15 protein-coding genes are annotated in these 14,222 nt (G+C 59.8%); 11 read left to right on the forward strand and 4 right to left on the reverse strand.

Features of this window, described 5'->3' with window-relative positions; all coding sequences use genetic code 11:
* Window positions 1-139 precede the first annotated feature (139 nt).
* The 4 genes from KVG85_RS09120 to KVG85_RS09135 all read left to right on the forward strand — a co-directional run bounded on the left by KVG85_RS09120 (window position 140) and on the right by KVG85_RS09135 (window position 3,348).
* Entirely contained in the window at window positions 140-1,678 is a 1,539-nt protein-coding gene (locus KVG85_RS09120) for a methyltransferase regulatory domain-containing protein (RefSeq protein ID WP_217863638.1), read from the forward strand.
* A gap of 280 nt (window positions 1,679-1,958) precedes the next feature.
* Complete coding sequence (locus KVG85_RS09125; protein WP_217863639.1) at window positions 1,959-2,840, forward strand: manganese catalase family protein; 882 nt, start codon at window positions 1,959-1,961, stop codon at window positions 2,838-2,840.
* A complete protein-coding gene (locus KVG85_RS09130) occupies window positions 2,833-3,195 on the forward strand; it encodes a hypothetical protein (RefSeq protein WP_217863640.1) in 363 nt (120 codons plus the stop codon). Before KVG85_RS09125 ends, KVG85_RS09130 begins: the two co-directional genes overlap by 8 nt.
* Window positions 3,196-3,207: 12 nt before the next feature.
* A complete protein-coding gene (locus KVG85_RS09135) occupies window positions 3,208-3,348 on the forward strand; it encodes a hypothetical protein (protein ID WP_217863641.1) in 141 nt (46 codons plus the stop codon).
* Window positions 3,349-3,370: 22 nt separating this feature from the next.
* Here the strand turns inward: KVG85_RS09135 and KVG85_RS09140 are convergent, their stop codons facing one another.
* Complete coding sequence (locus tag KVG85_RS09140; protein WP_217863642.1) at window positions 3,371-3,802, reverse strand: HhH-GDP family DNA glycosylase; 432 nt, start codon at window positions 3,800-3,802, stop codon at window positions 3,371-3,373.
* 160 nt (window positions 3,803-3,962) lie between these two features.
* On the opposite strand from KVG85_RS09140, the gene KVG85_RS09145 reads away from it, so the two are divergent.
* Window positions 3,963-5,534, forward strand: a complete 1,572-nt coding sequence (locus KVG85_RS09145; protein ID WP_217864961.1) for a sensor domain-containing diguanylate cyclase — start codon at window positions 3,963-3,965, stop codon at window positions 5,532-5,534.
* 10 nt (window positions 5,535-5,544) lie between these two features.
* On the opposite strand, the gene KVG85_RS09150 is transcribed toward KVG85_RS09145, so the two are convergent.
* Window positions 5,545-6,639: a GNAT family N-acetyltransferase/peptidase C39 family protein gene (locus KVG85_RS09150; protein WP_217863643.1), complete on the reverse strand. Its 1,095-nt coding sequence runs from the start codon at window positions 6,637-6,639 to the stop codon at window positions 5,545-5,547.
* 94 nt (window positions 6,640-6,733) lie between these two features.
* Between KVG85_RS09150 and KVG85_RS09155 the strand changes: the two genes are divergently transcribed.
* Both KVG85_RS09155 and KVG85_RS09160 read left to right on the forward strand, forming a co-directional pair.
* On the forward strand, window positions 6,734-8,314 hold the full coding sequence (locus KVG85_RS09155) for a RimK family ATP-grasp domain-containing protein (RefSeq protein ID WP_217863644.1): 1,581 nt from the start codon (window positions 6,734-6,736) through the stop codon (window positions 8,312-8,314).
* Window positions 8,315-8,317: 3 nt separating this feature from the next.
* Window positions 8,318-9,229, forward strand: a complete 912-nt coding sequence (locus KVG85_RS09160) for a magnesium transporter CorA family protein (protein WP_217863645.1) — start codon at window positions 8,318-8,320, stop codon at window positions 9,227-9,229.
* A 42-nt stretch (window positions 9,230-9,271) separates the two neighbouring features.
* On the opposite strand, the gene KVG85_RS09165 is transcribed toward KVG85_RS09160, so the two are convergent.
* Entirely contained in the window at window positions 9,272-9,508 is a 237-nt protein-coding gene (locus KVG85_RS09165; protein WP_185757840.1) for a DUF6555 family protein, read from the reverse strand.
* A gap of 163 nt (window positions 9,509-9,671) precedes the next feature.
* On the opposite strand from KVG85_RS09165, the gene tspO reads away from it, so the two are divergent.
* From tspO to KVG85_RS09180, 3 genes are all read left to right on the forward strand, one after another.
* Window positions 9,672-10,115 carry a tryptophan-rich sensory protein TspO gene (gene tspO, locus KVG85_RS09170; protein ID WP_039758892.1) on the forward strand — a complete coding sequence of 148 codons (444 nt, stop codon included), beginning with the start codon at window positions 9,672-9,674 and terminating at the stop codon, window positions 10,113-10,115.
* Between the two features lie 71 nt (window positions 10,116-10,186).
* Window positions 10,187-11,095, forward strand: a complete 909-nt coding sequence (locus KVG85_RS09175; protein ID WP_225926781.1) for an alpha/beta hydrolase fold domain-containing protein — start codon at window positions 10,187-10,189, stop codon at window positions 11,093-11,095.
* Between the two features lie 220 nt (window positions 11,096-11,315).
* A complete protein-coding gene (locus tag KVG85_RS09180) occupies window positions 11,316-11,567 on the forward strand; it encodes a DUF2790 domain-containing protein (RefSeq protein WP_039758903.1) in 252 nt (83 codons plus the stop codon).
* A 70-nt stretch (window positions 11,568-11,637) separates the two neighbouring features.
* Here the strand turns inward: KVG85_RS09180 and KVG85_RS09185 are convergent, their stop codons facing one another.
* Window positions 11,638-12,564 (reverse strand): LysR family transcriptional regulator, encoded by a 927-nt coding sequence (locus tag KVG85_RS09185; RefSeq protein ID WP_122506987.1) that lies wholly within the window; start codon window positions 12,562-12,564, stop codon window positions 11,638-11,640.
* A 211-nt stretch (window positions 12,565-12,775) separates the two neighbouring features.
* On the opposite strand from KVG85_RS09185, the gene KVG85_RS09190 reads away from it, so the two are divergent.
* Window positions 12,776-14,212: an NAD-dependent succinate-semialdehyde dehydrogenase gene (locus tag KVG85_RS09190; RefSeq protein WP_217863647.1), complete on the forward strand. Its 1,437-nt coding sequence runs from the start codon at window positions 12,776-12,778 to the stop codon at window positions 14,210-14,212.
* Window positions 14,213-14,222: the final 10 nt, after the last annotated feature.

A 14,222-nucleotide genomic window follows, 5' to 3' on the forward strand; every position in this document is an offset into this window, starting at 1 on the left:
TATTCAAACTGAAAAAAAGCTTTCGCGAGCAGGCTCGCTCCCACAGGGTTTGGGGAAGTATCCGTTTTTTCAATTTGTCGCGCGCAATGCCAACCCCTTATAAGACTGCCATCACTTTCAAGAACAAGAGGCTGTACCCATGAGCAACGCCTGGAACGAAGGTTATTTCACCGACGAAGGCTACACCTACAGCTATAGCCGGGAGATCAATCCGGTGTTCCTGCGTTACTGCCTGTTGTTGCGCGGGTTCGCCACGCTGGAAAGCAACGACGGCGTGCACTGCGAACTGGGCTTCGGTCAGGGCGTGTCGATCAACATCCACGCCACCGCCAACCCGGGCTCGTTTGTCGGTACGGACTTTCACCCGGGTATGGCGGCCCATGCCATCGACCTCGCGACTGCCGCCAACAATGGCGCCCGTCTGTACGACGACAGTTTCGAACAGCTGCTGGCGCGCAATGATCTGCCGCAGTTCGACAGCATCAGCCTGCATGGCATCTGGACCTGGGTCAGCCGCGACAATCAGAAGCTGATCGTCGAATTCGCCCGCCGTCACCTGAAACCGGGCGGCATGCTCTACGTCAGCTACAACTGCTTCCCCGGCTGGTCGCCATCGGCGCCGCTGCGCAATCTGTTCAGCCTGCATGACCGCTTCGCCAACGCCTCGGCGCGCTCCGATCAGCGCATCGACGCCGCGCTGGAGTTTTCCGAAGCGCTGCTCGCGGCCAATCCGAAGTATGCCGCGGCGGCGCCGAGCCTCGGCGCGCGGCTGCAGAGCATCAAGGGCCAGGATCGTCACTACGTCGCCCACGAATATTTCAACCGCGACTGGAACTGCATGTACTTCGCCGACATGGTCGACGCGCTGGCCCCGGCCAAACTCGACTACGCCACCACGGCAGTGCCGCTGGACTCGGTCGACCCGCTCAACCTGAGCGCCGAAGGCATGGACTTTCTGGAAACCATTGAACACCCGATCATGCGCGAGCAAGCGCGGGACTATTTCGTCAACCAGCACTTCCGCCGCGATCTGTACGTGCGTGGCGCGACGCGCCTGTCCGCTGCCGAACGCCGGGCGAGGATGCTGCACAGCCGTTTCGCGTTGCTGCAACCCTGGGAAACTGTCGCGGATTCGGTCACCGGTCCTGCCGGCGAAGCGACCCTGCAACCGGAAATCTACGGCCCGGTGCTCGATGCCTTGGCGGCGCAGAACTATGCGGCAAAATCGATGCGCCAATTGCTCTCCGAGACTGCAATGGCTTACGACGACCTTGAACAAGCCCTGGCCGTGCTGATCGGTATGGGCGCGGTCGCTCCGTGCCAGAGCGAGGCCGCCGAGTCGCAGGTCAGCGGTCGCTGCGCCGCGCTCAATCTGCAACTGTGCAAACGCTCGCTGTACGGCGCCAACATCCAGACCCTGGCCAGCCCGGTCACGGGTGGTGGGGTGACGGTCAGCCGCTTCCAGCAGCTGTTCCTGATATCGATCAAGCAAGGCAAACAGCAGCCGGCCGAATGGGCGCAACTGGCGTGGGGGGTGATCAGCGAACAAGGTGAAGTACTGGTCGACAATGGCCAACCGCTGCTCACCGCTGAAGCCAATATCGCCGCGCTGACCGCACAGGCGCAGGTGTTCGCCGAGCAGACGCTGCCTGTGCTGAGGGCGCTTAAAATCGCTTGATTGCAAACGAACCAAGGTGGGAGCGAGCCTGCTCGCGAAAGCGCTGGATCAGCCGCCAAATCGGTGACTGACGTACCGCATTCGCGAGCAGGCTCGCTCCCACATTGGTCGAGGAACGTGGCTAAGCCAACCGTCCTGTTTGCGGAACTTTCCCCGCTCTGCCGCCCGTCCTGCCACTCGGCAAAAAACGAAATTTCTGCTGCGCGCCCTCCTCACAACTATGCATGCGCCAACGCCCACAAGGGTCGAGGCGCGATAGCCTGGTCTGAGGAAAATTTGAATGTTCATACATAACAAGCGACTTCAGTACACCGTTCGTGTTGCCGAGCCCAATCCGGGTCTGGCTAATCTGCTGCTGGAACAATTCGGGGGCGCCAATGGCGAACTGGCCGCGGCAGCGCGCTATTTCACCCAAGCCTTGGCTGAAGAAGATCCGGGGCGCAAAGACCTTCTGCTGGACATCGCCACCGAAGAGTTGAGTCACCTGGAGGTCGTCGGCTCGATCATCGTCATGCTCAACAAAGGCGCCAAAGGGCAACTCGCCGAAGGCGTTCAGGAGGAAGGTGAGCTGTATCGCGCGCTGAATGGCGCCGGCAATGACTCGCACATCACCAGCCTGCTTTATGGTGCCGGCGCGCCTCTGGTCAATTCGGCTGGTGTGCCGTGGACGGCGGCCTACGTTGACTCGATCACCGAGCCGACCGCTGACTTCCGCTCCAATATCGCAGCCGAAGCGCGGGCGAAAATTCTCTACGAACGCTTGATCAACATCACCGAAGATCCGGGCGTCAAAGAGGCGCTGGGCTTCTTGATGACGCGGGAAATCGCCCATCAACAGTCCTTCGAAAAAGCCCTGCATTCGATCCAGCCGAACTTCCCGCAGGGCAAACTGCCGGGCATGCCGGAGTTCACCAACAAGTACTTCAACATGTCTGGCGAGCCCAACGTTCGTGGTCCGTGGAACGAGGGCGGCGCGTGGGAATATGTGGAAACTCCAGAGCCGGCAGTTGACGGCGGTGACGGTCTGGCGACGGTCAGCCTCCCTGCTGACGACGCAGAGGTCCTGGAAGCCATGAAGATTCGCACGGCGTCTGACCCGCTCAGCGAGCCGGTGACCGGTGCTGATCTGGGCTCCGGTTACGTGCAAGGCAAAGATGTCTGAACCCCGTCCGGCGGCCCCGGATCGGGGTCGCCACTTGCTCAAGGTGATCAACATGAAAAACAGCAAAGTCCTGGCGCTGACCTCTGAACATTTTCAACGTTTGATGGAGCACGCGTACGCCGGTTTTGAGCTGGACTGCAAACAGGCCTGTCGAGGATTGAAAGTCAGCATGGCGGTGAATGTATTTGGCCTGGGCACCCTGCTGCCGAATAATTTCGCTGAGGAGACTGCCGTCCCGCCAGCAGACGAACATCCAGCCGTCGACGACGCCTTGCCCACCATGCCGGTGGTGGCCAAGCGCGTATTGGCGCAGCGCAACCGTTCCATCGACGGGGCTGAAAGTTTTCATCGGTAACAGGAGCGCGACATGAGAACTCATAAAAACCTGAGTTTCCCCTCAAGCCTGAGCGTCGCCCCGGGACTCCAGTTTCTGCTGGGCTGTGCGATATTCGCCGGCGGAACGCTGATCCTGATGAGCGAACTGGCGGGAACCTTCTTTGCGATGTGAGCCTGGTTTCGCTATCGGGCATTCAAAACAGCACCGGCGCCGCTTCCCTCATGAAGATCTCAACGGTCTTCGGCCCTATCCCCTCGAACTCGGACAGGCGCTTCTCCAGCGCCTTACGGTCCGCGCTCGCCGCCACGATGTTACTCACTTTACCGGCGTACTCGCTGTTGAGCTTGTTGGCCAGCGCGAGCAGTCGCGACGCCGTGCTTTCATCGTAACGAACGTAACGCGCCTGCCCCAGCATCGACACCAATTGACGGTGTGTGCACTGCGCGAGCTTTTGCGGGGTGTCGTTGTGATGCTGCTCTACTATGACCTGATACGCCTTGGCGGCGATGGCGCCCTGAATCCTTTTGCCCATCAGAAAACTCGCCAGCAGCCATTTGAACAGGCCGGTTTCGTTGGCATTGTGCAGGTCGATGTTCAAGTCACCGGCGGTGATGATTTCGCTCACAAGTCTCACCTCAAGGCGCGCTTCAATTACAGATGTTGACCCGGCACGGCTTGGAACGATTCAATCGCGACCGCCTGGCCAAGGCAGTAAATTGAATTCCAGGTGGAAAAGGATGGTCATCTTTCAAGAGATGAGAGATGACAAGCATAAGGACCTTCAAATGCTCGGTCGTAAGATGCCCAAAACCAAGGGGCATGACGCCGCACAAACCGCTCCCATCAAAGCTGCCAGCGAGATCGCCGCTTTCCGCCTGACAGTCATCTTCATGCTGACGGTCATTCTGGCGTTTCTCGGCGTGGAAGGATGGCGAACCTGGCGTGACTATCATGCGGCCTTCTCGTCGGCGCGTGATTCGGTCACCAACCTCGCGCGGGCAACCGCGCAACATGCCGAAGACGCCATCCGCCAAGTCGATGTGCTGACCGCCGCCCTGGGCGAGCGCGTCGAAGGTGATGGCTTGCAAAACATTGACGTGCCGCGCATCCACAACTTGCTGGTGCAGCAGGCCAAATTGATGCCGCAGTTGCATGGACTGTTTATCTACGGCCCGGACGGCAAATGGATCGTCACCGACAAGGAAATGATCCCGGACCCTGCGAACAACGCCGACCGCGACTACTTCCAATATCACCGCGCCAACACTGATCGAAACGTGCGTATCGGTGATGTCGTCAAAAGCAAATCCACCGACGACCTGATCATTCCCATTTCCCGCCGCTTGAATAACCCGGACGGCTCCTTCGCCGGCGTGCTGCTGGGGACGATCAAGGTCAGTTATTTCGTCGACTATTACGGCGATTTCAAGATCGACGACAAGGGTGCCCTGGTGCTGGCGCTGCGCAACGGCACCATTCTCGTGCGACGCCCCTTCATCGCTTCAGTAATCGGTCAGAGCCTCGCCGACAGTGAGGTGTTCAAGAACTACCTGCCCTTTTCCAGTCAAGGGATCGCCGAGGTCCGAGCCGTCGTCGACGGCACCCAGCGTCTTTACGGTTACAGAGCTTTGAGCACCTATCCGTTGGTGGTCGAAACCGGCCTTTCCCGCGAATCGATCATTGCGCCGTGGCGCTGGGACCTTATCAAAACCGGTTTCGTGTTGATGTCGGTGATTACCGCGTTCACGATCTTCGGATTGATCGTCTTGAGGCAACTGCGTCAACGGATGGTGATGGAAAAGGACTTGCGGCGTGCACATCAGGCCATGAAGGACATGGCCTTGACCGACAGCCTGACCGGGCTGGCCAACCGTCGCCGACTGGACACTGCCTTGATTGACGAAATTCGCCTGGCCAGACGCCAGGGTTCGTCGATCTCACTGATCATGATCGATGTCGATCACTTCAAGCTCTACAACGACAGCTACGGGCACGCGGCGGGTGACGATTGCCTGAGCGCCGTCGGCCAGGCGATTGCGCAAGCAGTAAAGCGACCGGGTGATCTTGCCGTGCGTTATGGTGGCGAGGAGTTTTCAGTGCTGCTGCCCAACACCGATATTCGCGGGGCGGCGCTTGTGGCGCAGGAAATTCTTGAGGCCATTCGATCCTTGCGGATGGAGCACAAAGCCCATCCGCTGGGTCACGTCACCGCCAGCGCAGGTATTGCGGTTGGCAAACCGGCCGAACAAGAAGTGAGCCCCGCCACTCTTATCGAGTCGGCTGACAAACTGCTTTATGCCGCGAAGCAGAAAGGCAGGGATCGCTACTGTATCGGCGAGGAAGTGCTCGGCGCCTAGCCACCGTTCCTCAACGGGAGCGCAGCATCACGGCAGCGCGAACCCGCTGCACGCCAAACACCGTCATGCGCAGAAATTCCTGGTGACTGACCGGCAAGTGTTGGCAGTCCAGGCCACGCTTGAGTTTGCTGTGGTCGACATCAGGATCGTGCAAGTAGACGAAGTCCTCGTCGCACCCGGTAATGATGACCCAATGCGGCGCTTTCAAGCGGGTGAATCGGTAGCTACTGATCAGCACCAGCGGTTTGTATCCGGCCGCCAACGCAGCGCCGATCTGCAGATAATCACCCAGAACCTGCTCGACTTGCGTGGCAGCCAGTTCCTGGGCAAACCCATCCTCGACCAGTTTCATGATCGACTTCTTTTCCGTGCTGCGTACGCCGTGAAGAAAAAGCGAGCCCGCGTGACTGACCTCAAGGCGCACATCGAAACCGCGCCGCCAGGCCGCCAGTGCAAGGCCCTGAGGACTGCAGCCACCGTGCCCCGCCGTCATGAAAATGGTGGTTGCCTCGCGCCACAACTGGATTTCCTCCGCTCGGGTCATGGCACGGTTCGCATCGATGGCGGACATGGCCATCAGCAGGCACGCTGCGCCGCAGGTGAACTCGGTGGTCTGCTGGTAATACGGCACTTGCCGGGCGGGGGCAGGTGTTTCGCGCAGGATGCGTTTCTCGTAGCGCAACGCCTCGCAGTGGTCCTCGTAGTAGTCCTCGACGCTGGCAAAGCGCTGATAGCCGTTGGCTTCGTAGAGGCGAATGGCAGCGCTGTTGTCAGCGCGCACCTCCAGACGCAGCCATGCGCAGTTGCGCGCCAATGCGCAGGCCTGGGCCTGTTCCAGCAGACGCTGGCCAAGCTCATGTCCGCGCCACGCTGGGCTGACCGCAATCGAATACAGGCGTCCAAGTGAGGTGCCTCGGTGAAAAAGCACCAGTGCATAACCGCAGAGGATTGCGCCCGAGGTAACGACAATCAACGCGGCGTTCGCTCGACTGAGCATCCAGCTGAAGTTGCGCTGATTCAACCGGTCGAGGGTAAAACACACCCGCTCCAATTCGACCAGATCGTCGATATCGTCCGTGGATGCAAAGCGAAAATCAAAAGACATGACCGCACCGTAAAGTTTGAGTAACGAACCGGGACAGACCGAAAGGCCCGTGATTTATTGAAGCGGCGTCTTCTTCAACAGGGATTCATTACTCATGTCAGCGGTGCAAGCCAACGTGAACGAAGTATTAGACAAAACCGAGCATTCGACAATCTCCCTGAGCGAGGAACCTCCCAGTCTCAAACCCTCGGGAAGTCGATTGCTCATACTGGTCGAACGCAAGGATGACTGGGCTGATTACCTGCCCAGCGAGAGCCTGATGCTGGCTCAGGATTACCTTGAACACAGCGATGATTTTCCTCATCGCACCCAGGTCATCAACCTCTGCCGCAATTACAAATACCTCGGTCAGGGCTATTACTGCTCATTGCTCGCCGAGGCGCGTGGGCACAAGGTTTTTCCCTCGGTGCGCACCGTCAGCGAGCTGGCGCGCAAAGCGCTTTATGGGGTCGGGCTGAATGATCTGCAACGCACCCTGGAGCGGGCGCTGGCCAACCACCCGTACGGCGAAACCGAGGCCTTCACGCTATCGCTGTACTTCGGCAAGGCCTCGATCGAGCCGCTGCAAGAGATCGGCCGTCAACTGTTCGAGGCGTTCCCCTGCCCTATCCTGCTGGTGGAATTCCGCCGTGGTGAGAGCTGGCAGATCGCAGGCATCAAAGCCGGTGCACTGCACAAACTTCGCGACGAACAGCAGCATATTTTCGCTGATGCACTGGACGCGTTCAATCGCAGAACGTGGCGTCAGCCCGCCTCCAAACGTGTGGCCCGCTACGACCTGGCCATCCTTCATGATCCTGACGAAGCCCTGCCGCCGTCTAACCCCGAGGCATTGCAGCGCTTCATCGCTGCGGGCGAGCAGCTGGGTATCGATGTCGAATTGATCGAGAAAAAGGACTACGCGCGTCTCGCCGAATTCGACGCGCTGTTCATCCGCGAAACCACGCGAGTGGATGATCACACCTATCGGTTTGCCAAGAAGGCTGAAAGCGAAGGCCTTGTGGTGATTGACGATCCGTCGTCGATCCTGCGCTGCACCAACAAGGTCTATCTGGCCGACCTGCTCAAGCGTCGCGGGCTGGGCATGCCGGCAACGGAAATCCTCTATAAGGATCGTCCGCAGGAACTCGAAAACGCAGGGCGTCGCCTAGGTTTCCCGTTGGTACTGAAAATCCCCGATGGCTGCTTTTCACGGGGTGTGATCAAGGTCGCCGATGCGCAAGCGCTGGCCACTGCCGCGCAGGAGTTATTCGAACACTCGGTGCTGCTGCTGGCGCAGGAGTACTGCTACACCGAGTACGACTGGCGCGTCGGCGTGCTCAATGGCGAGGCGCTTTATGCCTGTAGATACTTCATGTCCAAGGGGCATTGGCAGATTTACAACCACAAGGCGCTGCCCGGCGAGATCAACGGGATGTGCGAGGCGGTGCCCGTCGAGCAAGCCCCGCCCGCAGTCGTGCAACTCGCCGTCCAGACGGCTCGGCTGATCGGCGACGGCCTCTACGGCGTCGACCTCAAGCAGGCGGGCGATCGGGTCCTGGTCATCGAAGTGAACGACAACCCCAACCTCGATGCGGGTATCGAAGACGCGGTGCTGGGCGACGAACTTTATCGGCGCGTGCTGCAAGCGTTCACGCAAAGGCTCGAGCTCAAACACCGTGGCCAAGCGTGGTGAGCAATGATTGAAGGCTATTGCATTGATTGCGGCGCCCTGCACAGGACATCGGGGGACCAGGCGACTGTCTGGCTGTGTGTCGCCCCCGACGCAGCCGAGCAACTGGATTTGCACAGACGCCTGGGCATTGGCCCACAAGCGATAGAGTCGTCGCTGGACCCTGACGAAGTGGCCCGCATCGAGGTCAAGCCTGATCACCTGTTTATGATCTGGAAGCGCCCGGAAAGCTTCGACGGGCGCGCATTCAACGTTTCGTCCTTCGGAGTGGTGCTGAGCGAAAAACGCCTGGTGGTCATTTGCGCCAGCAACTCGTTGCTTTCGGGGCTGGAGCACGATGCGCAAATGACCGGGCCGCTGGACGTGCTGATGGCGTTACTCGCTGAAAGCGTTCATCACTATCTCGGGCATTTGCGCGTGGTCAAACAGATCGCGCGGGAGATTCAGCAGCAATTCACCCGGGCGATGGACAATCAGCAATTGGCGCAGATGTACAACCTGAGCGAAAGCCTCGTGTACTACGTCAACGCGATTCAAAGTAACGGAGCGGTGCTGACGCTGCTGCGCAACCACGGTCAGCGTCAGGGCTTCAGCGACGGTCAACTGGCTGCGCTGAACGATCTGATCGTGGAAAACGAACAAAGCTTTCAGCAGGCCAGAATTCACGCCAAGGTGTTCGCCAACCTCATCGAATCCCACGGCAATCTTGCCAACAACAGCATGAACCGGGCTCTGCGCAAGCTGACGCTGATCAATGTCGTATTCCTTCCCTTGAACCTGATCGCCGGCATCGGTGGCATGTCGGAGTTCAGCATGATGACATCCGGCGTTCCGTGGTGGATGTCTTTTCCCGTGCTGATCGCCTGCATGGGCCTCGTGGGCGCGGGGATGGTGCTGGTATTGCGGCGCATGGCCTGAATTCAGAGCACATTCTACCAACGCCTGCGCCGCATTCGAGCCTCAGTTAGTCCGGCTTACCACCCGGATATCCGTAATCCCTACCCGCTCAGCCTGCTCAAGAATCTGCTCTGGCGTCGAATCCGCCGTGGGCATGACCAGGCTGTTTTCGGCATCGCCCAGATGCAGTTCCAGCAGATGCATCGCCGCGTCGTGCTCGGCCAGTTGCGCTTCCTTGAGTTCGAGCAGATAAGTACGAGGCTCGCCGTTGAAACGGTATTCGATGTGATAGGTGTACATGATGTCGTCCGCGTCGGTGGGAAAAGGCAGTGTTTATCCTGACGCGACGGTCAGCTTTTAGTTCAACCTGACTGCCATTTTGCGTTTGCGAACAAACTTTTTGCGCAGCGAAGCGTCCTCTTCTTAACTCTCCATAACAGCTGATCACAGCTAAGGACTGGCAATGACCTTTTTCATCTTCCTTCTGGCCTGCGCGGCGGCGGCAACCACTGGCGTGATGTTCAAACCCGGCCCGTGGTATGAATCGCTGACCAAACCCTCTTTCACCCCGCCCAACTGGGCCTTTCCGGTAGCGTGGACGATCATCTACCTGCTGCTGGCCTGGGCCGGTTATCGCTTGAGCTTGATCCCCGGCAGCCAAACGGTGCTGGCCTTGTGGGCCGCGCAAATCGCCCTGAACACGCTGTGGACACCGGTGTTCTTCGGCGCGCATCAGGTGCTGGCGGCGCTGGTGATTCTGGCGGTGCTGTGGGTGGTGGTCGCGGTGATGGTCGTGCTCGCCCTGCAACTGGACGTGGTCACCGGGCTGATTCTGTTCCCGTATCTGGCGTGGCTGTGCGTCGCGCTGGCGCTGAACTGCTCGATCCTGATGAAGAATCGCCTGTGAGCGACTTCCCATGGCCGCAAGACGAGCGCGAGCTGGCGCAGGTTCGCGCGTTTAACAAAAAGCTCGCCTGGATGCCGCGTTTCAAGATTCGCAATCGCCTTACCCCGAGGTTGATTCAGGCGTTGCTGCGGGCGGGTCAGCTCGGCGGCGACGGCAAGCTGCGCCAGCATGGGCTGAGCGCCGAACGGAAGATCATCGACACGGTGCCCGTGCGCATCATTCGCCCCAAGGGCAAAGCCAGAGGCGTAGTGCTGGATTTCCATGGTGGCGGCTGGGTGATCGGCAATGCGCAGATGAACGACAACTTCAACATCGCCATCGTCAACACCTGCGACGTGGCGGTGGTGTCGGTTGATTATCGGCTGGCCGTGTCGACGCCAATCGAGGGCTTGCTGGAAGACTGTCTGCGCGCCACTCACGGCATCTTGAACGATGGCGAATTTGCCGGATTGCCCGTAGTCGTCGTCGGTGAATCGGCCGGCGGGCATTTGGCAGCCGCCACCCTGCTCGCGCTCAAATCTTCGCCGCAACTGCTACAACGGATCTGCGGCGCGCTGCTGTATTACGGCGTCTACGACCTGACCGGCACGCCCAGCGTGCGCAGTGCGCCAGCCGATACTCTGGTGCTCGACGGCCCCGGCATGGTCGAAGCGTTGCGCCTGCTCACGCCGGACATCAGCGACGAACAACGACGCCAGCCACCGCTGTCGCCGCTGTATGGTGATTTCAGCGGACTGCCACCAGCGCTGCTGTTTGCCGGCGACCTCGATCCGCTGCTGGATGACACCCGGCTCATCGCCGAGCGCTGGCAGCACGCGGCGCCGGTGGAGATGTACGTGCTGCCGGAGTGTCCGCATGGCTTCATCCACTTCCCCACCGCCACTGCTGACCATGTGCTGGGTTACAGCCGCAAATGGATTTCGGCGCGAGTGGCAAGCTACTCGGTGAAATCCGCCGAGATCAGCCCGGCGCTTTCGTAGCTGACGATTGCATGGCGAGCCGTAAAAAACCGAGACAAACAAAAGGCGCCCTCACCGGCGCCTTTTTTGTTTGCGCTGAACCCTGCGCGATCGTTCACCCAATGCCGATTGTGGCTCAAACCGTAAACAGTCTTTACCCAATCCGCGCCTATTTCCCCCGCCAGCCGCCGCATAGAGTTTGTTCCAGCAGCACACTCAACTTCAGCAAAGGAAAATACCCATGAAAGTCTCAATGCTCGTCCTCGCACTCTTCGGCTTCAGCTCGGTGGTCATGGCTCAGGACTCGACTACCACGCCTCCCGTCGAGCAATACACCTACGCCAGTCACCTCGACGTCGCCAAAATCATCTCGGAAGATCCCGTGCCGGATGTCTGCGCCGTAGTGCCGGTGCACATGACTTATCAGGATTCCCAAGGCAAACAGCACATCCTGCAATACGAGGTCATGGGCAGCGGCTGCAGCAACGGTTGATCGGGCCAATACCTCGCACACCCATTGCGTCTCAGAGTTGGCTCGCTGAGACGCAAATGCCTTTACCGCTTCAATCGATCAGCGCCTGAGCAGTGCTCGCCAACTGCGCGCCGACCCGGGCTTTCAAGGTATCGATGAATCGCGTGATCTTCGCATCGACAAACTGGCGAGACGTGTAGACCGCGTAAACATTGCGCTCGTAGGTGTGGTAATCGGGCAGCACCCGCACCAGCCTGCCGGTACGCAAATCGTCGATCGCCGTGAAGCCTGCCAACAGACCAATCCCCGCCCCTTCGCGAATGGCCACGGCCATTGCGTCCATATCGTTCACGCTGAAACTCGGCCCGCTCGGGATGAACGTCGCATCGCCCGCCTTGCTTTTGAGCTGCCATTCATCGCGCACGTAATCCACGGTACCGAGCAGCAGGCATTGATGATCGCAAAGCTGCTCCGGCGTTTTCGGTGCGCCATGCCGCGCCAGGTATTCCGGGGAGGCCACCAGTACACAGTGACTGACGCCGATCTTCTGGCTGACATACGCCGAATCCGGCAGCGTTCGCGCGATCAGAATGGACACGTCCAACTGATCCTCAAGCAGATTGGGCATGCGTTGGGAGAGCATCAAATCGACGGTCACTTCGGGAAACGCCTGGCGATATTCCAGCACCGCGCCGGTCACCAGTTGCCGCGCCAGTCCGGGCACGCAGTGCACCCGTAACGTCCCTCGTGGTTGCAAGGCGGCATTGCTCGCCTCGGCTTCGGCGCTTTCCAGGTCAGCGAGAATCTTCACGCAGCGTTCATAAAACCGCCGGCCCGCATCGGTCACCGAGAGACGCCGGGTCGAGCGCTGCAACAGCCGAGTGTCGAGCACGTTTTCCAACGCCGAGACCGCACGCGATACGTTACCGACGGTGGAGTCGAGATGGTTGGCCACGGCAGTGAAACTGCCCATCTCGACTACCTTGATGTACACCGACATGTTTGAAAGTTTGTCCATCATGATCGTCCTGTAGACCTGCCACTCACTGCGGATAACGTCGGATCCTACACGCTCGCTCCTGTGCTCGATATTACCTTCTGGGACAACAATGATTCCCTCGTGGCCGGCTAAATCAAACGGCACGCCTTCCATAGACTGGATTCCACGGGACGCCTGAACCGCTGCGTACAAGGCGCCGAATGAATCCTCAACCATGAAGGCGACATCCATGAACACTCCTTACGATCCGCTCTATCTCTTCATCGGTGGTCAATGGCTCACCGCCCAAGACCGCGCGACCGCCGCCGTGGTCAACCCGGCAACCGGCGAGGAACTCGGCCAGGTGCCACTGGCCACCGCCGAAGACCTGGATCACGCCCTCGAAGTGGCCCGACTGAGCTTCGACCAATGGCGCCAGACCGTGCCGGACCAGCGCGCAAAAATCCTCAAGCGCGCCGCCGACCTGATCCTCGAACGCGCCCCGCACATCGCTGCGCAAATGACGCTGGAAGAAGGCAAGCCACTGCGCGAAAGCCTCGATGAAGTGACCCGTGCGGCGGAATATTTCGAGTGGTTCGCCGAAAGCGCACGACGCATCGACGGCCGTGTCGTACCGGCCAATCGTCCGGGTGTACTGCAACTGGTCAAACGCCAGGCAATCGGCCCTGTGGCAGCGTTCACACCGTGGAATTTCCCGGCCATCACCCCGGCGCGCAAGCTCTCGGCAGCGCTGGCCGCCGGTTGCAGTGTGGTGCTCAAGCCCGGCGAGGAAAGCCCTTCCACCGCGCTGGCCCTGGCCCGGGCGCTGGACGATGCCGGTTTGCCCAAAGGCGTCCTGCAAGTGGTGTTCGGTGTGCCGGATCAAGTTTCCAGCCATTTGATTGCCTCACCGATCATTCGCAAAGTGACCTTCACCGGTTCGGTGCCGATCGGTCGGCTGCTCTCGGCCCGCGCTGCCGAAGGCGTCAAGCCGATCACTCTGGAACTGGGCGGCCACGGCCCGGTGCTGGTGTTTGCCGACGCCGACATCGAAAAGGCTGCTGTGGAAGGCGTCGCCAATCGCTTTCGCGGCACCGGTCAGGTGTGCATTTCCTCGACTCGTTTTCTTATCCAGCGTGAGGCCTACGCCGAGTTTGTCGAGCACTTCGTCGCAGCCACCCAAGCGTTGAAAATCGGCGATGGCATGGATCCGCAAACCCAGGTCGGCCCTCTGGCCAACCCACGGCAACTGGCGAAGATGGAGCAACTGATCGCCGACGCCGTCGAGAAAGGCGCGCGGGTGCTGGCCGGTGGCGAAGCGTTGCCGGGCGCAGGCTTCTTCTTTCAGCCCACCGTATTGGCCGATGTGCCGATGAGTGCGCGAATCATGCACGAAGAACCCTTTGGCCCCATCGCGATACTGATGCCTTTCGATGAGTTGAGCGACGGCCTGCAAGAAGCCAACCGCCTGCCCTACGGCCTCTCGGCCTACGCGTTCACTTCCAATGCGCGCACCGCGATCGACGTCGCCGATGGCCTGGAAGCCGGAATGATCGGCATCAACCAGTACCGCATCGTCGCCACCGAACTGCCGTTCGGCGGCATGAAGGAAAGCGGCCACGGTTCCGAAGGCGGCATCGAAGGCATCGAGCACTATCTCACCAACAAATTCATCAGCCAGGTTTAAGGGGATTTCC

This window comes from Pseudomonas triticicola (assembly GCF_019145375.1).
Lineage (GTDB): Bacteria > Pseudomonadota > Gammaproteobacteria > Pseudomonadales > Pseudomonadaceae > Aquipseudomonas > Aquipseudomonas triticicola.